Consider the following 22,645-nt stretch of genomic DNA (forward strand, 5'->3'; position numbering starts at 1 on the left):
CCAATCTGATGGCAAACAAAAAGCCCGCCGGTTTACACCGGCGGGCTTTTTTCATCGGGTCTGGCGGGATCAGTCTTTCTTGGCCAGCAGGAATTTCACCAGCTGGTTGAACTGTTCCTGGGAAGTAATGGATTCGATCTTCACCATGTACTTGCCGTTGACCAGGAAGGCCGGCACACCGCGGATGTTGTAGCTCTCGGTGTTGCGGTCAAACTGGGAGACCATGCCGGAGACGGCGAAGCTGTCGACGGCACCGTCGAACTCCTCGGCCGGCACGCCGTTGTCCACGAAGATCTGCTTCACGTCGGCACGGCTCTGCGGGTACTGACGCTGGGTGTGGATCTTGTCGAAGATGGCCGGGGTCAGCTTGCCTTCAACATTCAGCAGGCTGGCAACGGCGTAGGCACGCTGCATCTCCGGACCCATCTCGCGGCCCAGGAAGGCCACCGGGTTTTTCTTCATCGGCACGCCTTCCGGCAGGTTCTTCTTCAGATCCTCGGCAATCGGCTCGAACTTGGCGCAGTGGGGGCAGTAGTAGGAGAAGAACTCCAGCACTTCCGGTTGGGCGCTACCGGTCTGTTTGACCACATCGTAGTTGACGCCTTCCTTGAATTCGGGGGCGGCGTGAACCATGGGGATCATCAGCATGGCAGCAAGGAAAAATAGTACTTTTTTCATGACATTTCCTGTTAAGGGATCACTGTGAGGCACGCCCGGCGAACCGAAGCAGTGCCAAGCCTATTGCGTCACCACTGCGCAGTCAATGGTCAAGCTGGGTGCGCGAGTCCCGTCTGCCGCCCGCTCTCTTTCCCTCATTACCAGCCAGGCGTCAGCGTCAGGGGCGGTGCCTTGAGCGCTTCCAGCTGGTCGTGCAGGGTCGCGATCTGCTGGCGCCAGTAGTGATCGGTGTTGAACCAGGGGAAGTGCCGCGGGAAGGCGGGGTCTTCCCAGCGCCGGGCCAGCCAGGCCATGTAGTGGACGATGCGCATGGCCCGCAGCGGCTCGATCAGCGCCAGCTCGCGCGGGTCGAACTCCATGAACTCTTCATAGCCCGCCAGCAGGGTATCGAGCTGGATCAGCTGCTCGTGACGCTCGCCGCTCAGCATCATCCAGAGATCCTGAATCGCGGGGCCGCTGCGACAGTCATCGAGATCGACGAACAGGGGGCCGTCGCGCCAGAGGATGTTGCCCGGATGGCAGTCGCCATGCAGGGAGATCTGGGCCACGTCCAGGGTCATGGCATCACTGACATGCTTGATCAGCTCGTCCAGCACCCCGAAGAAGGACTTGGCCAGCCCGCTCGGCAGCCACTCGCCAGACGCCAGCAGCTGACGCGGCTCGTGCAGCATGCTCTCCACATCGAGCCGGACCCTGTGATGGAAGGGGCGGCTGGCACCAATCTGATGAATGCGGCCGAGATAGCGCCCCACCCACTCCAGCTGGTCGAGGTTGTCCACCTCGAACTGGCGGCCCCCCACGCTCTGCCAGATGGCGAAGGGGTAGCCCTGATGCTCCAGCAGGGTCTCGCCGGCAAAGGCGATGGGAGCGGCAACCGGGATCTCCGCCTCATTGAGGCGGGCGGCAAAGTCGTGCTCTTCGAGGATCTGGGCCCGGCTCCAGCGACCGGGACGGTAGAACTTCACCACGTAGCGGCGACGATCTTCATCCTGAAACTGGTAGACCCGGTTTTCGTAGCTGTTGAGTTCGATGAGACCGGAGTCGATACGCAGGCCGCTGAGGTCCAGCGCATCCATGATGAGATCGGGATTGAGGTCGGAATAGTTGAAACGCATGTCATCCACCATGAGAAAGGGGCGCCGTTGCGCCCCATTCTATCACTACTGCTTATCATTGCCGCGCCCGATGACCGGCTAAAACCGGCCATGGTGGCGGCGGTCACAGCCGGCTGATGAACTTGCTGGGCTGGCGCAGGATCCCCTTGCTGTCGTCCGCGGCCGCCCCTTCACGTTTGAGCACGAAGCGGATGTCCAGGGTCGGTTTCTTCAGATTGAAGGGGTCGACCGCCACGCTCACCGGCAGGGTGAAGATCTCGCCCGCCTTCAAGGTCACCTCGCGCGGGCCAAACCATTCGTGCTCCGGCAGCCCCTCCACATCCAGCTGATAGGTCTGGGGATGCAGGGTCTTGTTGAGGATCTTGAGGGTGTAGGTGTTCTCGATGAGCCCCTCGCTGTTCTCGCGGAACAGCTGGTTGCGATCCCGCAGGATATCGAGCCCCATCGGCATGATGGACATGGCGTTGTAGACGAACACCCCCAGCATCACCGCCATCACCAGGCCGTAACCAATCAGCTTGGGCCGCGCCACGTGGGTGGAGTCGTTGGCCAGCTTGTGCTCGGTGGTGTAGCTGATGAGCCCCTTCGGATAGCCCATCCGCTCCATGGTCTGATCGCAGGCATCGACGCAGGCACCGCAGTTGATGCACTCGTACTGCAGACCGTCGCGGATGTCGATGCCGGTCGGGCAGACCTGCACGCAGAGGTCACAGTCGATGCAGTCCCCCAGCCCCAGCGCCTTGGGATCGGCCTTGCGGGCCCGGGCGCCACGGGTTTCACCGCGCTTGGCGTCATAGCCGACGATGAAGGTGTCCTTGTCGAACATAGCGGACTGGAAGCGAGCATACGGGCACATGTGAATGCACATGATGGCGCGCATCCAGCCGGCGTTGCCGTAGGTACAGGCGGCGAACAGCACCACCCAGAAGATGACCCAGCCGCTGGCCTGCAGGGTGAAGAAGTCCGGCACCAGCTGGAACACATCCTGGAAGTAGGCGACGAAGGTGAGGCCGGTACCCAGCGACAGCAGGATCCAGGCCAGATGCTTGGCCCCCTTGCGGGCCAGCTTCTCGGCGTTCCAGGGCGAGGCATCCAGCTTGCGGCGCTTGTTGGCCGCCCCTTCCAGCTTCTCTTCGAACCAGATGAACATGAAGGTCCACACCGTCTGCGGGCAGAGATAGCCACACCAGACCCGGCCGAGGAAGGTGGTCACGAAGAAGAGCCCGAAGGCGGCGATCATGAAGATCCAGGCCAGCAGGGTCAGGTCCTGCGGCCAGATGGTGGCACCGAAGATGTGGAACTGCTGGTGACCGATGTCGAACAGCACGGCCTGGCGACCGTCATAACGCAACCAGGGAATGGCGACGAAGAGCACCACGAAGAACCAGCCCATGGCCTTGCGCACCCGCTGCCAGTAGCCGGTCTGGGCCCTCACGTAGATGCGGTTGCCGGGATTGAACCTGTCATCGCTCGCTTTGAAGGTATTGGGGTTGTATGTCCCCGTTACATCGCCGGTGACATCCTTGATATCGATCTTGTCCTGGTCGGCCATTGCAACACTTCGCTCCACTCATTAATTGTTATGGAGCGGATTATATCTTAAACAGCCTGCTAATTGTGTGGGTAAAATGTATCTAATGTTCGAGTGGCGTCGCAATTTCAAGCAACAAAAAAGACGTATCGCCAGTTGACGAAACGCCTTTTTGAGAGATTCTTTTGAACACCAATAAAGGCTCCAGCTGGAGCAATCTTTACTTGATGCCGCGGGCCTTGAGCAGGGCTTCCTTGAAGTCGGGCACGTGGTCCTTGGCCAGGCCGGGGATCATCGCCTGCTTGTCGGATTCCCGCATCTTGAGGTGATAGATCAGCATGTCGTCGGTCAGCTCGGACAGAGGACCTTCAAATCCCGCTTCCTCGGCCAGTTTGGCAACAAACTGCACCAGGCTGAGATCCTGTTCCTTGATCCAGGCAGGCTGCAACAACTCCAGCAGCTCTTCGATACGATGACATTGCATAGACGACCTCTTTAATCTGTCTTGTGAAACTCAGGCAACCTTACCCATCAAGGCTACTTCGATACGATCCCGCCCATTATGCTTGGCCTGGTAGAGGGCCGCATCCGCTTTTTGAATCAGCTCGCTGATGGAGAGGCTCTGATCCGGCACCAGGGTTGCCACCCCGAAGCTGCAACTGACCCGCCCGGAGACCAGGGATTTCTGATGGGGAATGCTCAAATCCTTCAGCGCTACCCGCACGTTCTCGGCGATCTGCAGCGCCCCCTGCATGCTGGTACAGGGCAGCAGCAGGGCGAACTCCTCCCCGCCGTAGCGGGCGGCGAGATCGTCCTCGCGCCGCTGTACTTCGGCCAGCAGACCCGCCACCTGCTGCAGACACTCGTCCCCCAGCTGATGGCCATAGAGGTCGTTGAACTGCTTGAAGTAGTCCACATCCACCAGCACCAGCGACAGCGGCGCCCGGGCCCGGTGACAGCGACGCCAGGCGCGCTCGAGGCAGTAGTCGAGGTGGGCCCGGTTGGCGATGCCGGTCAGCCCGTCCAAGCGGGAGGTGAGCTTGAGGTGCTCGGAGACCGCCTTCAGCTCGGCCACCAGATCGGCGTTGGAGAAACGGTGGTAGAGAGAGGCCACCTGATCCCGCCGCAGGCGGCGCAGCAGGGTCGGCAGGAAGACAAACAGATAGCCCGCCAGCATGCAGGAGACGATCCGCTCCTGCTCGTTGCCCGCCCCCAGCTCGAACAGCATGGCCAGCCCGAGCGGCAAGACGGCGCCGTAAAGCGAGCGGCGGCTGCCAAACAGCATGATGGCGCTGCCGGTGAGGATCAGGCTGGAGAGCATCATCATGGCGGCGCGATAGGTGTCGGGCAGCTTGTCCATGTAGAGCAGCACACCCAGCGCCCAGATGATGGAGGTGATGGTCACCCCGATGAAGAGCTCCCGCTCCAGCACCGGCAGCGGGATCTGCGCCAGCCTGGGCTGACGCCAGCGCAGGTGCCAGCCTCGGCAGATCAGCAGCAGCAACACCCCGGCCAGCCAGCCGAGCGCTTCGGCGGCGGGCAGGTAGTCGTGGAACAGCAGGCTCCAGCCAAGCGCCAGCAGACCCAGGCAAGGCAGGCTGAATGAGGCGTGGGTATAGAGCTGGGCCATGATGGCCTGCTTCACCTGACGTGTCACACTCTGGGTCAACTGCGTACTCCCTGTACAAGAGCCGCACAGTCTACCACTACCCCTTCGGAGCCAACAATAAAACGTCCGTTATTAAGCGGTTAGTCAGTCGATGATGCCAGGCCCCGGCCTGCCGGCAGAGACGGCTCAGCCGCGCTCCAGCTCGTCGAGGATCGGGCACTCGGGGTTTTCATCCCCGTGGCAACAGCCGACCAGCCCCTCGAGGGAGCTGAGCATGGCCTGCAAGCCGGCGATGCGGGCGCGCAGATCGACGATCTTCTCCTGCGCCAGCTTCTTCACCTGGGCGCTGGTTCTGTGCTCGTCCCGATAGAGCGCCAGCAGCTCCTGGCACTCCTCCAGGTTGAAGCCGGTCTCCCGCGCCCGCTTGACGAAGCGCAGCTCGCGCAGCGCCCCCTCGGTGTAACTGCGGTAGCCGTTGTCGCTGCGCACCGGCGCCGAGATGAGGCCGATGCTCTCGTAGTAGCGAATGGTCTTGGCGGTCAGTCCCGTCGCCTTGGCTACCTTGCTGATGTTCATGGATGACTCCTTAACGGTTCGATTCTGTGCTGAGATTGTGGCTGACCTGGGCGAGAGCCCGCGGCTGCCAGCGTTTCAATAACAGGGAATTGCTCAATACTGTGATGCTGCTCAGGGCCATGGCCGCCCCCGCCAGCTCGGGGCTGAGGTAACCCAGCGCCGCCAGCGGAATGCCGATGATGTTGAACACGAAGGCCCAGAACAGGTTCTGCTGGATGGTGCGCCAGGTGGCCGCCGAGATATCGATGGCATCGGCCACCAGCCGCGGGTCAGACCGCATCAGGGTGATGGAGGCGGTCTCCATCGCCACGTCGGAGCCGGAGCCCATGGCGATGCCGACATCCGCCGCCGCCAGTGCCGGGGCGTCGTTCACCCCGTCCCCCACCATGGCGACCAGCCCGCTGGTTTGCGCCCGCAGCGCCTCCACTTTTTCCACCTTGCCGGCCGGCAGGACTGAGTCGAAGGCCCCGTCCAGCCCCAGCTTGGCGGCGATATGGGCCACCGGCGCCGGCGCATCACCGCTCACCAGCCAGCTGGCGATGCCGCGCTGGCGCAGGGTGGCGATGGTATCCGGGCTCTCGGGGCGCAGGGTATCGGCCAGTGCGGCTATGCCGGCCACCACCCCGTCGATGGCCACCCAGACCCGGGTCGCGCCGTCGGCGGCTTGTTCATCCTGTTGTGGCGGTTCAATACCGAGCTGGGCCAGCAAAGATCCATTGCCGATGGCGACCATGTGGCCGGCGACCTGACCGACAATACCGGCCCCGACCCGCACCTCCACCGCCTCCGGCTGGGGCAACGCAGCCTCCTTGCCGACCGCCTCGCGCATGGCCAGCGCCAGCGGGTGTTCGCTCGCCTGCTGCAGGGCGGCGGCGAGGCGCAGTTGCTCATCGTTGCCGCTCCAGCTGGCCAGCACCGGCCGACCCTGGGTCAGGGTACCGGTCTTGTCGAAGATCAGCGCCTTGATGGCGTGGGCCTTCTGCAGGGTATCGACATCTTTGATCAGAATGCCGTGGCGCGCCGCTACCCCGGTACCGGTGACGATGGCCGCCGGCGTCGCCAGCCCCAGCGCACAGGGACAGGCGATCACCAGCACCGCCACTGCCGCCAGCAGCGCCTGACCGAAGTCGTTGCTGATGGCGTACCACACCAGCAGGGTGAACAGGGCGATGGCCATCACCACCGGCACGAACACGGCGGAGACCTTGTCCACCAGCTGCTGCAGCGGAGCCTTGCCCATCTGGGCATTCTCTACCAGTGCGATGATCTTGCTGAGGCTGGAGTCCTCCCCCACCGTAGTGGCCTCGATCTCCAGCACGCCGGCGCGGTTGATGGCTCCGCCCAGCACCTTGTCACCCTCGCCACGGGGCACCGGCAGGCTCTCGCCGGTGAGGATCGACTCGTCCAGCTCGCTCTCGCCGCTCACGATTCTGCCGTCCACCGGCACCCGCTCACCCACCAGCACCCGCAGTCGATCGCCGCGCAGCACCTCGTCGATGGCCACGCTCTGCCAGCTCTCGCCACGCCAGACGGTGGCGGTTTCCGGCCGCAGCGCCATCAGTTCGCGAATGGCGGACTGGGTGCTGCGTCTGGCCCGTGCCTCCAGCAACTTGCCGAGGGAGATCAGGGTGATGATGATGGCGCTCGCCTCGAAGTAGAGCTGGCCGCTGGCGGCCATCCCTAGGTTGAGCAGCAGATAGAGGCTGTAGAAGTAGGCCGCACTGGTACCGGTCGCCACCAGCACATCCATGTTGGCGGAGCGGTTCTTGATGGCGAGCCAGGCACCGCGATAGAAGCGGGCCCCGATCCAGAACTGCACCGGGGTGGCGAGCACTAGCTCCAGCCAGGCGGGCAGATGCCAGGGCAGCAGACCGGCCATGGCCAGCATGCCCGCCAGCAGCGGCAGGGTCAGCAGGGCCGAGACGATGACCCTGGTTTGCGCCTGACGGGCGCTGGCGGCCTCCTGCGCTTCCCGCTCCAGCAACTGCTGGCGGCGGCCACTGGCCGAGCCCTGCGCCAGCTGGGCGCCAAAGCCGAGCGCCTCGATCTGCTCGCGCAGGCCTGCGGGCGTCTGCATCCCGGGTACCAGCACGATACGGGCCTGCTCGATGGAGAAGTTGACGTCGGCCGAGATGACGCCGGGCAGCGCCGCCAGCATCTTGTTCAGGCGGGCCGAGCAACCGGCACAGGTCATGCCGGTGATTTGAAACAGGATAGTCTCGCTGCCGTAGTCGTAACCCTGCGCCTTGATGCTCTCCAGCACCGCCGGCAAACGGTCCGGGCTGGCAAGGTCGATGGCGGCCTGCTCCAGTGCGAAGTTGACGGTGGCCTGCACCCCGTCGAGCTTGTTGAGAGCGGTCGTGATGCGGCCGGCGCAGTTGGCGCAGCTCATGCCGCTGAGCGGCAACTGCAGATGAATCGGTGATTGAAGATGAGTGGTCATGTTGTTCCTCCCCGGAACCCGTCGGCCAGAATGTGCGCCGACCAACAAACCCTAACCTTTACTGTAAGGGTAAGCTCAAGCCACATGATCCACTTTTTGCAGATGAAAAAAACAGCGCCCGTCTGCTGCCAGAGAGCAAAAGGGCGCCGCATTCAGCTATTGCGCGGTGTGAACTGCGACTCAGATACCGTACTGGGCGCGGTAAGCCTTCATGGCAACAAGTTGCGCCGCCAGCTCCGGCTGCTCGGCCTGCTTCTCTTCCAGATACTGGATCAGATCGCTCATCTGGATGATGGCGATGATGTGGGCGCCGTAGTCACGCTCCACTTCCTGAATGGCGGAGAGCTCGCCCTTGCCCTTCTCCTGACGGTCCAGCGCGATCAGCACGCCCGCCAGCGAGGCGCCGTTGGCCTGGATCAGATCCATGGATTCGCGGATGGCGGTACCGGCGGTGATGACATCGTCCACCAGCATGATGCGCCCCTTGAGCGGGCTGCCCACCAGATTGCCGCCCTCGCCGTGATCCTTGGCCTCCTTGCGGTTGAAGCACCAGGGCACGTCCACGTCGTGCTGCTCAACCAGCTGCACCGCAGTGGCGGAGGCAATGGGGATCCCCTTGTAGGCCGGGCCAAACAGCACATCAAACTCGATACCGGCATCCATCAGCGCGGCGGCATAGAAGCGGCCGAGACGGGCCAGATCGCGGCCGCTGTTGAACAGGCCGGCGTTGAAGAAGTAGGGGCTTTTACGACCGGATTTCAGGGTAAATTCACCGAATTTGAGGACCTGTTTCTCCAGGGCGAACTCGATAAATTGACGCTGGTAGGCTTTCATTCTGGCTCCTTGCTTGGCTTGTCGTTTACTTTCGTGGGGTATAAAAAAACGCGGTCAATGCCGCGTTTTTAAAATCAGGAGAGCGACTGCTTCTGCAGCGCGATGATGTCGGCGATGCCGCCCTTGGCGAGCGCCAGCATCGCCAGCAACTCTTCATGGGTGAAGGGCTCGGCCTCCGCGGTGCCCTGCACCTCGATGATGCGACCATCTTCGGTCATCACCACGTTCATGTCGGTCTCGGCGGCGGAGTCTTCGATGTACTCCAGATCGCAGATGGCTTCGCCCTGATACATGCCGACGGAGACGGCGGCAATCATCTGCTTGAGCGGGCTCTGCTTGAGCATGCCCTTCTCGACCATCCAGTTCAGCGCATCGACCAGCGCCACACAGGCACCGGTGATGGAGGCGGTGCGGGTGCCGCCATCGGCCTGCAGCACGTCACAGTCAACGGTAATGGAGTGCTCGCCCAGCGCGGTCAGGTCTACCGCCGCGCGCAGGGAGCGGGCGATCAGACGGGAGATCTCCAGGGTGCGACCACTCTGTTTGCCAGAGGCCGCTTCGCGGTTCATCCGGGAGTGGGTGGAGCGCGGCAGCATGCCGTATTCGGCGGTCACCCAGCCCTGATTCTTCCCTTTCAGGAAGCGCGGCACGCTGGTGTCGACGCTGGCGGTGCAGAGCACGCGGGTGTTGCCGAATTCCACCAGCACGGACCCTTCAGCATGCTTGGTGAAGTGGCGGGTAATGGTGACCGGACGAAGCTGCGCGGCAGTGCGATCGCTGGGACGTGACATGGGACGGACCTCTGGGCTGGCTGAATTGGCGCAGGAGTATAAGTGATCCCAGCCCAAATATCAGCCGCTAAAACCACGCTGTCGGCTGACGGAGCAGGCCTGGCTGAGTATACTGGCCCCACACTTCATCAAGCCCGGAACAATCAATGATTCACAGCATGACCGCCTACGCCCGCAAGGAACTCAAGGGCGACTGGGGCACAGCCGTTTGGGAAATTCGTTCGGTCAACCAGCGCTATCTGGAGACCTACATTCGCCTGCCGGAACAACTGCGCAGCCTGGAGCCGGTTCTGCGTGAGCGCTTCCGCGCCAAGCTGCAGCGCGGCAAGGTGGAGTGCAACCTGCGGTTCGAGGCCGCCCAAGCCGCTGCCAGCCAGCTGCATATCAATGAAGAGCTGGCCAAGCTCATCATCGACAGCGCCAACTGGGTGATGAAAGAGGCGGGTCAGGGTCAGCTCAACCCGGTCGACGTGCTGCGCTGGCCGGGCGTGATGGCTGCCGCCGAGCAGGACATGGATGCGGTCGCCACCGAGCTGCTGGGCGGATTTGACCTGACCATGGAAGACTTCCTCGCCTCCCGCGCCAGCGAAGGAGCCAACCTCAAGGCACTGATCGAGCAGCGTCTGGCCGGCATTCAGGTAGAAGTGAAGAAGGTGCGCGTGCACCTGCCGCAGATCATCGAGTGGCAGCGCCAGAAGCTCACCGACCGGCTGGCCGAAGCCAAGGTGGAGCTGGACCCGGCCCGCATCGAGCAGGAGATCGTGCTGCTGGCCCAGAAGATCGACGTGGCCGAAGAGCTGGATCGCCTGGAGATGCACATCAGCGAGACCAACAAGATCATGAAGAAGGGTGGCGCCTGTGGCCGTCGTCTCGACTTCATGATGCAGGAGTTCAACCGCGAGTCGAACACCCTCGGTTCCAAGTCGATCAACGCCGAGGTGACCCAGTCCGCCGTCGAGCTGAAGGTGCTCATCGAGCAGATGCGCGAGCAAATTCAGAACATCGAGTAATCGATACAAGAAGCCCGTCAACGACGGGCTTCTTTCATTTGACGACGCGCCAGGTTGACGGCCTGCGCCAGATCGGATTTTCACGTTGCACCGACAGCATCTGACTCACTTGTGCGGTATGCTGTCACGCTGACGATCAACCATGACCTCTGTTGAGGCCTGCCTTATGAAATACCTTGTAGTTCAAACCAAACAGATAGGGGATGTGCTGATCTCCACCGCGCTGTGCAACAACCTCAAGCAGAATGACCCAAGCGGAGAGGTTCACTATCTGGTCATGGATTATTGCGCGGGTATGGCGCAGGGCAATCCCAATATCGATCGGCTCATCATCATCGAGAAGGCCAGGCGCAACCAGTGGCGCTACATGAAGGATCTACTGCTGGCCATTCGCCGCGAACGCTACGACGTGGTGGTCAACAGCCAGGGCCAGATGATCGGCCTGCTCAGCTGCCTCTTCTCCGGTGCCCGCCTGCGCATCGGGTTTGACTCCTTCCCCTGGCGGCTCGGCCACAACCGCATCGTGCGTTTTCGCAAGGACACAGAATTCCAGGGCAACAGCACCCTGGTTGACGATCGCTTCTCGCTGCTCAAGCCGCTCAAGCTGGCCAGCGAGGATCGCAACTACTACCTCTGGCTGAGTGAAGAAGAGAAGCAACAAGGCAAGGATGCCCTGCTGGCCGCCGGCGTCGACCTGAGCCGCCCGCTGATCGCCATGGGCGTCAACTCGCTCGGGCACTACAAGCGCTGGCCCATCGACTGCTTCGCCAAGGTCGCCCAGTGGCTGATCGAGCAACACGATGCCCAGATCCTGATCTACTGCGGACCGGGGGAAGAGGAGTACAACCGCGGCCTGAAACCGCTGCTGCCCGCCGCCCTGCAAGCCAGCGTCTTCGACCACATCAAGACCCGCTCGGTACGGGAATTGGTGGGATTGTTCGCCCACTGCCGGCTGTTTGTCGGCAATGACACCGGCCCCCGGCATATGGCACAGGCCATCGACCTGCCCCTGCTGACCATAGTGGCTCCCGGTGGCGACAAGATCATCGCCAACCCGGTCAACCACCCCCGTTATCAGGCCATCGATGTGTTTGATGCCAAGGGACCCGACTTCCAGTTGCCACAGAACGCGGAAAAGGACTTCATCGACGAAGCCCTGCTGCGCGCCATCACGCCCGAGCTGGTGATGGAACGGCTGACAGCGCTGCCTGGTTGGCAAGCAGCCACGCCCTGAAAGTACGCTCGAATTCGGCCAGATCGAGGGAGTTGATATCCTGCTCCCGGGTATTGGTCGAGAACAGCACAGTGGCTGATGGGGAGTTGGGGTGCCACTCCAGGAAGTTCTCGTTGCCGCCACCTATGTCCGGGTTGTAGAGGCCAAGAATGGGCTTGTGCAACCCGGCGGCGATGTGCACCGTCGCCGTGTCCACCGAGATCAGCCCCTGACACTGGCGCAGCTGGGCGAACAGCCCGGCCAGCGAGGGCGCATCCGGTGACAGCAGCAGGCGCTCCAGTCGGCTCAAGCCGGCCCGGATCCCGGCCACCTCCTCCTCCATACCCGGTGGATAGAGCAGGCAGATGGCGCAAGATCCGGCCGCCAGCATCTGCTCAAGCATCTGGCTGATAAGCTCAGGCCGCAGGCGGCGGGAGCTGCCACTGCCGTACGGGTTGAAACAGAGGACCGGCTCGGCCGGCCACCAGCTGGCCAGCGCATCGGGCGGGCTCATGGTCGGGACTATGTACTGCTGGTCCGGATTGCTCACGCCGAGCCGCTGCAGCAGCAGGGCGAACTTGTCGGAGAAGTGCATGCCGCTGGAGGCCTTGCCCAGCTTGAGGTTGACTGCCTGCAGGGCATCGTCCATGCCGGCAACCCAATCCGCCCTCACCTGACTGATGAAGTAGATGTCCTTCATTTTCAGCATCTTGCCAAAGTGCACCAGACACTCCACCTCCCCCAGCGAGTGTGCCAGCCGCTTGAGTTGGCTATAGCCCGGCCGCTTGGGCACCTCTATCACCTTGTCCATGCCGAAATGATCGCGAAACAGGGGAGCCATGGCCGCAGTCGTGACGATCCACACTTCCCGTTCCGGGCTGGCGCGCTTGATTTCACGGGCCACCCAGGACGAGACGATGGCATCGCCCAGCTTGGCATCCCAGCGCAGCAACACTATCTTCCCCTTACGCTCATGCAGCGGGGCCGGCCGTTTGCGATCGAACAGCAGCTGCCCCAGCTTGCGGCGAAGAATGTCACGCTGGAGTTGCAGATCGTTGATTAATGACATGAATCCACCAGAAGGGCCGTTGAGTTGGAAAAAGGATGATAACAGGCTGACGCGACTAGAGCGCCATCAGGGCATCGACCTGGCGGCTGATCTCCGCCGGTGACAGGGCCGCCAGCTTGTCCGTGGTCGAGCGCAGGATGATATTGCGACCCGCCAGCGGAATGAAGGCATCGCGCCAGCGCTCGTTGTTCATCAGCACCAGGGTGGGTACCCCGAAGGAAGAGGAGATATGGATGATGGAGGTATCGGTCGAGATGACCCCTCGCGCATCCTTGATGATCTTGGCGGCATCGAGAATGGTGTCGGGAAACAGCACTCTCATGTCCTGCCGCGGGCACGCCACGGGCTGCCTGGAGAATACCAGGTAGGAGATCCCCTGATAGGCCGGCAACTGAGCCAGGATCTCTTCGATCTGCGCCTCCGTCATCGAGTTGCCGACCTGGCTACCCGTCAGGTTGACCAGCAGATAGTGGCCATACGCGCTGGTATCGAGCTGCTCATTGCAAGGCGATGGTACTGTGGCCGGCACCCCAGCCGCATCACCTGCCACGCTGAGCATACGATAGACGAAGTGATCCCGGACTGGGTGTGACGACACTATGGTGGCCTTCTGGTTGAACAGCGGCAGCAACTTCTGCTGCCCTTCGCTCTTGAAGCGCAGGGACAACGACTGCAAGCGCCCGTTGGCCAGCAACAGCAACTTGGCCATGGCGATATCGTCGGGCTCGTCAAACAGATTGATCACCAGGTCATACTGCCGTTGCCTGAGTTCACGCAGCTTGCACCACATGCTCGCTGGCCACAGGGTGTCGTTCAGGGTGATCACGTGACACTCATCGATCCCGGCGACCGACGCCGCCAGCAGCTGGTTGCGCTGGCTGCACACCAGCTCGAGGCGTGCAGCGGGGTAGATCTCCCTGAGCCGGGCAATGGCGGGCAGGGTGAGAATGAAATCGCCGATGGCGTCATAACCGACCACCAGCACCCGCTTCACCTCCGCTCCGGCAGGGCATGGGGCGGCGTCAGGCGCTCTGCCGATCAGCCATCTGGCAATGGAGTGGGTAAGCAACTTCTTGAGATTCATGGGTTATCCAGCATGTATGACCGGCAGCGTCGGCAAGGCTGACTGGGCTGCCAACCAACAGCCACCGTCGGCACGCCCAGTGCTATTTCAGATAGTGGCCGTAAGCTCTGTCATCGATGGTGGTGGTGAACAGATCTACATCCAGACAGCAGGGTTCCACCCCGGAGGCAGACAGGCCATTGAGCTGCAAGCGGCCGGTCAGATAGTCGGAGGGCATCCGCAGCGGATAGGCACACTGCAATAATTTTTTCGCCCCGGCCAGGGTCAGCACATACCCAGCGGTAGAGAGCACTCCTCGCTTGGAGGAGCTGCTGGGCGTCAGGTATCTAGCAAGCCGGTAGCCACCGGGCAGGGATGACAGGAATGGCCAGCGTTTAGCTTTGCCATGATGCAGGAAGACGATCTCGGACTGGCAGGAGTGCACTATCGTCTCGATGATCGCCTTGCTGTGCATGTGCAGGTAGATGTCATCTTCAAGCACCACACAGCGTTCAATACCCTCGGCGACAATGCGCTCATAAACTCGAATATGGCTCATGGCGCAGCCAATCTCGCCAAAACTCAGTTCATGGCCACACACTTCTTTCGCCAGTTCCAAATCCACCTTGGCCAGCTCGGCACTGCTCAGCGCCTTCCCGTCGGTAGCATCAACAAACTCGAAATCTATGCCCAAATGCGCCATCTGCTGAACAACCATCGCCCGTCGCTCAACGCTGCGAGCCAAACTGATGACAAAAACCGGAATCATGACGTGCAGGTATCCTTTTTAAACTCATGGGAAAACCAGATGAAAACCAGGCTGAGCGTGTACAGATAGAGCACCCCTTGATGCTCAAACGGCACATCGCTTAGGGAGTTAATGGCAAACGCGAGGGGAACCAGCACACCCGCAGAAATCCTGCTTATATTGTTCGCCGCCAGATAGAGCGGCAGGCCAAGAAAGATCACCAGTGCAATAAATCCTATGCTGCCGCGCACGACCAGATTCTGCATATATTGATTATGGGCATGAGTTAGTACTGGGTTCAGAATTGACGCAGGGACTAATTCATTCCTAACTTGGCTTATCTTCAATGCGTCGAAGCCATCCGTGCCCACCCCTGCCACCGGTGAATCCAAAAAACCCAGCCAAGCACTCTGCCAGGCAATGACGCGCAAGCCCCATGATGAGTCGTACGAACCTTTTTCTGCCGAGTTGAGATCCGAGACTGCCTCTGCGACCCGAACCTGAACCAGCTGGTTGGTCTGATAAATGGCGCCCGTTGTGGCCGTACACAATATGGCTACCGCAATGTATTTCCACGGTTTGAAGTAGGCCTTGTAGCAGATGACGTAGGCAAGAATAATCCCGAAGGCGAGCCAGACCCCCCGGCTCTGGGAGAGATAAAGTGCAAACAGGGCCGCAATCAAGCCAAACAGGCTCCCCCCCCTCAACCATCCAGGCAACTGTTTTTGCTGGAAGACAAACCAGTTGAGGATGGCCAGCGTCAGCGCAGCCTGCGAGAAAAGGATCGCGTTGGTAAACCCTTCCACCCTGGCAATGCCGTGCTGGTATTGCCAGATGCTGAGAATGCCCAATCCCATCCCGCCCAGCACGATGGCCAGATAACCCAGCACCAGCAGACTCGGCTTGCGCGGCATCATCAGCGCAAAGACGACAACATAAAACAGCCCGCGCATGACTCCGTATTGATCACCGTGGATCAACCGGTTGACGAAGATCATGGCGGCATAGACCAGCAGCCCCCAGAGAATGCGACGGTCTTTGAGCCCCACATCCCGTTGTTTGCCGACAAAGTAATTCAACAAACCGAAGATGCCGGTCACAGCCAGCAGATTGGATTGAATGCTCTGGCCGAAAGGGGCCAGAAACAGGCCGCAAAAGGAGAACAGGATGGTCAGCGCAAACAGGGCTGTGGTTGTTCTATCGAGCAAGGCAAGGCTTCTGCTGAGCATCAATCAAGACTTCCTGAAGACATAGTTACCCCGGATTTTGCGCCACAGGCCAAAAACATCTGTACGCGGGAAAATGGCAATGCGGCGGATCCTGAAAGGGTCCTGGTGCATGGCTCTGGGCCCGCTGTTGGTGGCAACGGCAAAACGGTAACCCGCCGCCATCGCCTGCGCCTTTGCGCTTTCATCCATATCCCCATAAGGGTAGGCGAATGACAGCAGAGGGTGGCCGAGCAGGGCTTCGAGCTGTCGTTTGTTCTCTTGAATTTCATGAGCTTGCTGCTCGGGTGCAAGCTTGCTCAACCTGGGGTGGGTCAGGGTATGCCCGCCGATCTCCACATGACCGGAGGCCGTCAGCGCCTTGAGCTGCTCGCCATTCATCAGGTCCACCCGGGTGTCCGGGTTGCTCGCATGCTCCACATCCCAGCGGTTATACCCTTCCCCCGTGACCACGTATACCACGGCTTTGTAACCATATTTTTCCAGCAGCGGCAGCATGCGAGTCAGGTTGTCCTGATAGCCATCGTCGGCGGTGATCATCAGGTATTTCTTGCCGTACTGCAGCCGGTGCATGAAGCCCTTATCCGCCAGATCGCGGAACGTCAGGGTCTCATAACCCAACCACTTCAGCAGGCGCAGGTGCTTCTCGAACATGGCGATCGGCATCCAGGTGCCGTGTACCCCCTTCTCGCTGTCATGCTCGATGAAGCGGTGATACATGATGACCGGCATCTCGCGGCGCAGGGTCTCGACCACCGCATCCTGATAGATGGATTCCAGGCCGGAGACGACTCCCGCCAAGCCATATTCGGCCTGAATGCGCTGACGAATTGTGTCTGAAACGGTGCCACTGGCCAGCGCCGGGCCAATCTGCGCCTTCAGTGCGGCAAAATCGATCGCCAGATCCTGGGGGCCGATATCGCCGAAGTTGCTGGCCAGCGCCTCATCCAGATTGTGCTCGGTCACCAGACCGGTGGCCTTGGCCTCACCGATGGCAAAGGCGGGACGACCGCACAGCAGGGCCTCCATCGCCACCCGACCTGCCCCGATCACCAGATCGCATTGCGCCATCAGCGCAGGGACATCCTCCACGTAGCCGACGAAATCGACCCGCTCCTGAAAACGCTGGAAACGCGCCGGCAGCTGGCTGCCGCTCACCACCTTCACCTGGCAGGCGTCCAGATCCAGCACCTCATCCAGCAACCGATAGCAGAGCTCACCCTTGGGGCCGCTCAGCCGGCCTACGATGGCGATCACCGGCCTGGCATTGGTCGGGGCATGCACAGGCTGGAACTTGTCGGTTTCGATGCCGTTGCGCAGTACCTGCACGATGGCCGGATCCACCCCCAGATTGTCGATGATCTGGTGGGCGATATCCTCGCACACCGCCACAGCTCGAAAGCCGAGTGCATGGAAGGCCTTGCGGGAGGCATGTACCGGCTGGCGGCCGTGCACCGTGGTGATCATGGGGGTGCCGGTCAGCTTGCAGGCCACATAGCTGCTCCAGCCAGAGGCGCGGGAGTGGGCATGCACCAGCTGGATATGATGCTTCTTGATCAGATAGACGAGGTAAAACACGTGCCAGAAGCGGCGCAGAATGCTGCGCTTGTTGAATCGCAGCTTGAACACCTCACCCAGAGTGGGCTTGGTCAGGGTGTCCGAGACATAGAAAACCTGGTGGCCACGCCGGGTCAGTTCGTTACCGACCGTGGTGGCATAGACCTCAGCGCCCGTCACTTCGAGCTGGGAGAGTGCCATCAATATGTTCATTGCGTGGTTACCCGGTAGAAACTGAGAAAAACCGTGACAAACAACAGAGCCGGAAGCAGGTATGGCCTGCTTCCGGCTTGTCTGCATATGGCGGTGTAAAGCTCACTCGTTAGCGGTTGAGCCACGCCATATAATCCGCGACCCCTTCGGCCACGGTTTTGAACTCGGCGTCATAACCGACGCCACGCAGCTTGGTCATATCCGCCTGGGTAAAGCTCTGATAGCGACCCTTGAGGTGATCCGGGAAGGGAATGTACTCGATGGCACCCTTCTGATGATGCTTGATCACCGCTTCGGCCACGTTCTGGAACGGTTCGGCCCGGCCGGTACCGCAGTTGAAGATGCCGGAGTGCTGCGGATTCTGCCAGAACCAGAGGTTCACCTTGCAGACGTCATCCACATAGATGAAATCGCGCATCTGGCCGCCGTTGGGGAAACCGTCGCAGCCTTCGAACAGCTTGGGATTCTCGCCCTTCTTCACCTGGGTATTGAGGTGGAAGGCAACCGAGGCCATGGAGCCCTTGTGCTGCTCGCGCGGGCCATAGACGTTGAAGTACTTGAGGCCGACCACCTGGGAGTTGATCTCCGGCATCCAGCGACGCACGTACTGGTCGAACAGCTGCTTGGAGTAGCCGTAGACGTTGAGCGGCTGCTCGAACTTCGGATCTTCGATGAAGTTGTCGTTGCGCCCGCCATAGGTTGCTGCAGAAGAGGCGTAGATGAACGGAATTTCCCGCTCGATGCAGTAGTGGAACAGATCCTTGGAGTACTCGTAGTTGACCTCCATGATGAACTTGCCGTTCCACTCAGTGGTGGCGGAGCAGGCACCTTCGTGGAAGATCACCTCGATGCCGCCATCCCACTCTTCAAATTCGTCGCCGGAGACGATCCGCGCCTGGAACTCATCCTTATCCATGTAATCGGCAATGGTCAGATCGACCAGATTGACGAACTTGGTGCCGTCGGTCAGGTCATCGATGACCACCACATCGGTCCGTCCTTGAGCGTTCAGCTGCTTGACCAGATTGCTGCCGATAAAGCCAGCACCGCCAGTTACTACGATCATGGAGTTTGCCTCGCGTACGTTGATGGCCACGTGTGACTGCCTGTTAAAGCTGTGTATAGTGAGCCAATTTGAAATTGCCGAAAAGTTTATCACGGGCCGCAAGGGGATTCGACCTTGACGATTTCACCGGCCAGGGGCCCGGCAGAGGGAACAGCGATGAAAACCAGAGACAGGATCATTCACAGCGCCACCGAGCTGTTCAACGATCAGGGTGAGCGTAACATCACCACCAACCACATTGCCGCCCATCTGGGCATCAGCCCGGGCAACCTCTATTACCACTTCCGCAATAAAGAAGACATCATCCACTCCATCTTCGACCAGTACGCCCGCCATCTGAGCGAGAGCTTCACGCCGGCGCGCAGTGACGAGATCAAGCTGGAAAACCTGATGGGCTATCTGGATGCCATCTTCTATCTGATGTGGCAGTTTCGCTTCTTCTACGCCAATCTGCCGGACATCCTCAGCCGCGATGAGCCGCTGCAACAGAAATACCTCAAGGCCCAGGAGCAGTTGCGCGCCGCCGTGGTGGCCCTGCTCAGAAGCCTGCGCGAGGGCGGCATCATAAATGTCAGCGACGAGGATCTGCCGGATCTGGGCCAGACCATCAAGATGGTGGTCACCTGCTGGATCCCGTTCCAGATTGCCCAGGCCCCCAGCACCCGCATCACCAAACCGTTGCTCTATCAGGGCGTCTTGCGGGTACTGTTCCTGCTGCGCCCCTATGTGCAGCCCCAGGTGGCCGACCAGATCCGACAGCTGGAACAGCACTATCGTCAACTGGCCCAACCAGCCGGGTGAGATCTGTTTCACAATTGTTGAATGTCAGCACAATCATTTGAATTCGCCGCAACAGATTGCAGTAAAATACTGCCCATTGTTGATAATCAGCTGAAATAGCCAATAAGGATCGAGGATGTCTAACGGATTCTATCGTCACCTGACCGAGCAGCTTGAGCAGGTGCAGGCTGAAGGGTTGTACAAGCAGGAGCGCGTCATCACCTCGGCCCAGCAGGCCCGGATTGCGGTGGGCGGCGAGCAGGTGCTGAACTTCTGTGCCAACAACTATCTGGGGCTGGCCAACCACCCGGACCTGATCGCAGCGGCTCATCAGGGGCTGGACAGCCACGGCTTCGGCATGGCCTCGGTCCGTTTCATCTGCGGCACCCAGGATCAGCACAAGGAGCTGGAGCAGAAACTGTCGGGTTTCCTCGGCACCGAAGACACCATCCTCTACTCCTCCTGCTTCGATGCCAATGGCGGTCTGTTCGAAACCCTGTTCGGTGCCGAAGACGCCATCATCTCCGATGCTCTCAACCACGCCTCCATCATCGACGGGGTACGGCTGTGCAAGGCCAAGCGCTATCGCTACGCCAACAACGACATGGCCGAGCTGGAAGCCCAGCTCAAGCAGGCTGACGCCGACGGCGCCCGCTTCAAGCTGATCGCCACCGACGGCGTCTTCTCCATGGATGGCGTCATTGCCGACCTCAAATCCATCTGCGATCTGGCCGACAAATACGACGCCCTGGTGATGGTGGACGACTCCCACGCCGTCGGCTTCATCGGCGAGAACGGCCGCGGCACCCACGAATACTGTGGCGTGATGGACAGGGTCGACATCATCACCGGTACCCTGGGCAAGGCGCTTGGCGGCGCCTCCGGTGGCTACACCTCCGGCAAAAAGGAGGTGATCGACTGGTTGCGCCAGCGCTCCCGCCCCTATCTCTTCTCCAACTCGCTGGCCCCCTCCATCGTCGCCGCCACCATCAAGGTGATCGACATGCTGGCCGACGGGCATGCGCTGCGCTCCAGCCTCAAGGAGAACAGCCAATACTTCCGCGAACGGATGAGCGCCGCCGGCTTCACCCTGGCCGGGGCCGATCACGCCATCATTCCGGTGATGCTGGGTGACGCCAAACTGGCCGCCGAGATGGCAAGCCGCATGCTGGCCGCCGGCATCTACGTGGTGGGCTTCTCCTTCCCGGTGGTGCCCAAGGGCCAGGCTCGCATCCGCACCCAGATGTCCGCCGCCCATACCCGTGAGCAACTGGACAAGGCCATCGATGCCTTCATTCGCATCGGCCGCGAACTCGACATCATCTGATTTGAATCAAGGGGCCTGGCGCCCCTTCTTTCTGCATTCATCGTGAAGGAACAACCATGAAAGCGCTCTCCAAACTGCACAAAGAAGTCGGCATCTGGATGACGGACGTACCGGCCCCCGAACTCGGCCACAACGACCTGCTGATCAAGATCCGCAAGACCGCCATCTGTGGCACCGACATCCACATCTACAACTGGGACGAATGGTCACAAAAGACCATCCCGGTACCCATGGTGGTCGGCCACGAATACGTTGGGGAAGTGGTCGCCATTGGCCAGGAAGTGCGCGGCTTCGTGGTCGGAGACCGGGTGTCCGGTGAAGGCCACATTACCTGTGGCCACTGCCGCAACTGCCGTGCTGGCCGCACCCACCTGTGCCGCAACACCATAGGCGTCGGCGTCAACCGCCCCGGCGCCTTCGCCGAGTATCTGGTGATCCCAGCCTTCAACGCCTTCAAGCTGCCGGACAACGTCCCCGATGAACTGGCCGCCATCTTCGATCCGTTCGGCAACGCGGTGCACACCGCCCTCTCCTTCGACCTGGTCGGTGAAGACGTGCTGATCACCGGTGCCGGCCCCATCGGCATCATGGCCGCCGCCGTCTGCCGCCACGTGGGTGCCCGCCATGTGGTGATCACCGACGTCAACGAATACCGGCTCGAGCTGGCCCGCAAGATGGGCGCTACTCGCGCCGTCAACGTGGCCAAGGAACAGCTCAGCGACGTGATGAGCGAACTCGGCATGACCGAAGGGTTCGACGTGGGGCTGGAGATGTCCGGCGTGCCCAGCGCCTTCCAGGACATGATCGACAAGATGAACCACGGCGGCAAAATCGCCATGCTCGGCATCCCCCCCGCTACCATGGCCATCGACTGGGGCAAGGTGATCTTCAAAGGACTGTTTATCAAAGGGATCTACGGTCGTGAAATGTTCGAGACCTGGTACAAGATGGCCAGCCTGATCCAGTCCGGGCTGGATCTCTCCCCCATCATCACCCACCGCTTCCACATCGACGACTTCCAGCAAGGGTTCGATGCCATGCGCTCAGGCCAGTCCGGCAAGGTGATCCTCAGCTGGGACAAATAAGCCTTTCGGCCCGCCCATGAGATGAAACCCGGTGAAAACCGGGTTTCTTTTTTTCGGGCCGGCCTCGCCAGTTTGTGATCTGACGAAGAAACTTTGCACGCAGAGTGCTTAACACTTCACACACAAGCGTTTAAATGGCTGTAACTATTCGGTTATAATCCAGTCGTTTTCTAGGGATAATAAAAGCCTGCTGGGAGTACATGAGCGTGTTGAAAAAACTGAGCTATTTGCTGGCGGTCGGGATGACGGCCGCCAGTTTGTCCGGCGTAGTGCTTGCTGCCGATGATATGTCACCGGAGGCAATTGCCGAGCGGATCAAGCCTGTCGGTCAAGTCTATACCGCCAAGGATCTGGAAGGGATTGCGACCGCAGGCGCAGCCCCTGCGGCGGCAGCGGCATCTGGTCCGCGCGACGGCGAAGCCGTGTTCAAGGGCGCCTGCTTCGCCTGCCACGATGCCGGCATCGCCGGTGCCCCCAAGCGTGGCGACAAGGCTGCCTGGGAACCACGTATCGCCCAAGGTATTGAAACGCTTAAGAAACACGCCATTGCCGGCTTCGCAGGCAAGACCGGTGTGATGCCGCCACGAGGAACTTGCGCCACCTGTAGCGATGAAGAGATCGAAAACGCCATTCACTACATGATCGACAAGCTCTAAGTGTTTGAAAGGGCCGCATTTGCGGCCCTTTCAATCTGATGACTTCCGGCTACTC

At 60.8% G+C, this 22,645-nt stretch carries 21 protein-coding genes; 6 read left to right on the forward strand and 15 right to left on the reverse strand.

Going from position 1 to position 22,645, the window contains the following annotated elements:
- Window positions 1–69 precede the first annotated feature (69 nt).
- From OKC44_RS16885 to rph, 9 genes are all read right to left on the reverse strand, one after another.
- Complete coding sequence (locus OKC44_RS16885) at window positions 70–678, reverse strand: thiol:disulfide interchange protein DsbA/DsbL (RefSeq protein ID WP_011707872.1); 609 nt, start codon at window positions 676–678, stop codon at window positions 70–72.
- Window positions 679–815: 137 nt separating this feature from the next.
- On the reverse strand, window positions 816–1,805 hold the full coding sequence (locus OKC44_RS16890; RefSeq protein WP_073352190.1) for a serine/threonine protein kinase: 990 nt from the start codon (window positions 1,803–1,805) through the stop codon (window positions 816–818).
- 91 nt (window positions 1,806–1,896) lie between these two features.
- Window positions 1,897–3,345 (reverse strand): cytochrome c oxidase accessory protein CcoG, encoded by a 1,449-nt coding sequence (gene ccoG, locus OKC44_RS16895; RefSeq protein WP_016352365.1) that lies wholly within the window; start codon window positions 3,343–3,345, stop codon window positions 1,897–1,899.
- Between the two features lie 199 nt (window positions 3,346–3,544).
- The gene (locus OKC44_RS16900; protein ID WP_005306857.1) at window positions 3,545–3,808 is read right to left on the reverse strand and encodes a YihD family protein; all 264 of its coding nucleotides are present in this window, start codon (window positions 3,806–3,808) and stop codon (window positions 3,545–3,547) included.
- A 30-nt stretch (window positions 3,809–3,838) separates the two neighbouring features.
- Window positions 3,839–4,993, reverse strand: coding sequence for a GGDEF domain-containing protein (locus OKC44_RS16905; protein WP_017409683.1), 1,155 nt, complete (start codon window positions 4,991–4,993; stop codon window positions 3,839–3,841).
- A gap of 126 nt (window positions 4,994–5,119) precedes the next feature.
- Window positions 5,120–5,509 (reverse strand): Cu(I)-responsive transcriptional regulator, encoded by a 390-nt coding sequence (cueR, locus tag OKC44_RS16910; protein ID WP_010635698.1) that lies wholly within the window; start codon window positions 5,507–5,509, stop codon window positions 5,120–5,122.
- Window positions 5,510–5,519: 10 nt separating this feature from the next.
- Complete coding sequence (locus OKC44_RS16915) at window positions 5,520–7,952, reverse strand: heavy metal translocating P-type ATPase (RefSeq protein WP_270814231.1); 2,433 nt, start codon at window positions 7,950–7,952, stop codon at window positions 5,520–5,522.
- Window positions 7,953–8,132: 180 nt separating this feature from the next.
- Complete coding sequence (pyrE, locus tag OKC44_RS16920; RefSeq protein ID WP_042018051.1) at window positions 8,133–8,786, reverse strand: orotate phosphoribosyltransferase; 654 nt, start codon at window positions 8,784–8,786, stop codon at window positions 8,133–8,135.
- Window positions 8,787–8,860: 74 nt separating this feature from the next.
- On the reverse strand, window positions 8,861–9,577 hold the full coding sequence (rph, locus tag OKC44_RS16925; RefSeq protein WP_270814234.1) for a ribonuclease PH: 717 nt from the start codon (window positions 9,575–9,577) through the stop codon (window positions 8,861–8,863).
- Window positions 9,578–9,723: 146 nt separating this feature from the next.
- Between rph and OKC44_RS16930 the strand changes: the two genes are divergently transcribed.
- A complete protein-coding gene (locus tag OKC44_RS16930) occupies window positions 9,724–10,587 on the forward strand; it encodes a YicC/YloC family endoribonuclease (protein WP_011707879.1) in 864 nt (287 codons plus the stop codon).
- Between the two features lie 166 nt (window positions 10,588–10,753).
- A complete protein-coding gene (locus tag OKC44_RS16935) occupies window positions 10,754–11,821 on the forward strand; it encodes a glycosyltransferase family 9 protein (RefSeq protein ID WP_118880111.1) in 1,068 nt (355 codons plus the stop codon).
- Here OKC44_RS16935 and OKC44_RS16940 read toward each other — a convergent pair.
- The 6 genes from OKC44_RS16940 to rfaD form a co-directional block, all read right to left on the reverse strand.
- On the reverse strand, window positions 11,757–12,869 hold the full coding sequence (locus OKC44_RS16940; protein WP_270814236.1) for a glycosyltransferase family 9 protein: 1,113 nt from the start codon (window positions 12,867–12,869) through the stop codon (window positions 11,757–11,759). The genes OKC44_RS16935 and OKC44_RS16940 overlap by 65 nt on opposite strands.
- A gap of 55 nt (window positions 12,870–12,924) precedes the next feature.
- Window positions 12,925–13,953, reverse strand: coding sequence for a glycosyltransferase family 9 protein (locus OKC44_RS16945; RefSeq protein WP_270814238.1), 1,029 nt, complete (start codon window positions 13,951–13,953; stop codon window positions 12,925–12,927).
- Between the two features lie 82 nt (window positions 13,954–14,035).
- Window positions 14,036–14,701, reverse strand: a complete 666-nt coding sequence (locus tag OKC44_RS16950) for a glycosyltransferase family 25 protein (RefSeq protein WP_270814240.1) — start codon at window positions 14,699–14,701, stop codon at window positions 14,036–14,038.
- Window positions 14,698–15,912 carry an O-antigen ligase family protein gene (locus OKC44_RS16955; RefSeq protein ID WP_101614495.1) on the reverse strand — a complete coding sequence of 405 codons (1,215 nt, stop codon included), beginning with the start codon at window positions 15,910–15,912 and terminating at the stop codon, window positions 14,698–14,700. Before OKC44_RS16955 ends, OKC44_RS16950 begins: the two co-directional genes overlap by 4 nt.
- Window positions 15,913–17,676, reverse strand: a complete 1,764-nt coding sequence (locus tag OKC44_RS16960) for a polysaccharide deacetylase family protein (protein WP_270814243.1) — start codon at window positions 17,674–17,676, stop codon at window positions 15,913–15,915.
- Window positions 17,677–17,785: 109 nt separating this feature from the next.
- A complete protein-coding gene (rfaD, locus tag OKC44_RS16965) occupies window positions 17,786–18,742 on the reverse strand; it encodes an ADP-glyceromanno-heptose 6-epimerase (RefSeq protein WP_024945510.1) in 957 nt (318 codons plus the stop codon).
- A gap of 156 nt (window positions 18,743–18,898) precedes the next feature.
- On the opposite strand from rfaD, the gene OKC44_RS16970 reads away from it, so the two are divergent.
- From OKC44_RS16970 to OKC44_RS16985, 4 genes are all read left to right on the forward strand, one after another.
- Window positions 18,899–19,543 carry a TetR/AcrR family transcriptional regulator gene (locus OKC44_RS16970; RefSeq protein WP_073352202.1) on the forward strand — a complete coding sequence of 215 codons (645 nt, stop codon included), beginning with the start codon at window positions 18,899–18,901 and terminating at the stop codon, window positions 19,541–19,543.
- Between the two features lie 115 nt (window positions 19,544–19,658).
- Window positions 19,659–20,849: a glycine C-acetyltransferase gene (locus OKC44_RS16975; protein ID WP_042067218.1), complete on the forward strand. Its 1,191-nt coding sequence runs from the start codon at window positions 19,659–19,661 to the stop codon at window positions 20,847–20,849.
- A gap of 56 nt (window positions 20,850–20,905) precedes the next feature.
- The gene (tdh, locus tag OKC44_RS16980; RefSeq protein WP_270814246.1) at window positions 20,906–21,934 is read left to right on the forward strand and encodes an L-threonine 3-dehydrogenase; all 1,029 of its coding nucleotides are present in this window, start codon (window positions 20,906–20,908) and stop codon (window positions 21,932–21,934) included.
- A gap of 200 nt (window positions 21,935–22,134) precedes the next feature.
- Entirely contained in the window at window positions 22,135–22,590 is a 456-nt protein-coding gene (locus OKC44_RS16985) for a c-type cytochrome (protein ID WP_024945508.1), read from the forward strand.
- Window positions 22,591–22,645: the final 55 nt, after the last annotated feature.

The organism is Aeromonas sp. S41-2 (genome assembly GCF_027705845.1).
Taxonomy (GTDB): domain Bacteria; phylum Pseudomonadota; class Gammaproteobacteria; order Enterobacterales; family Aeromonadaceae; genus Aeromonas; species Aeromonas hydrophila.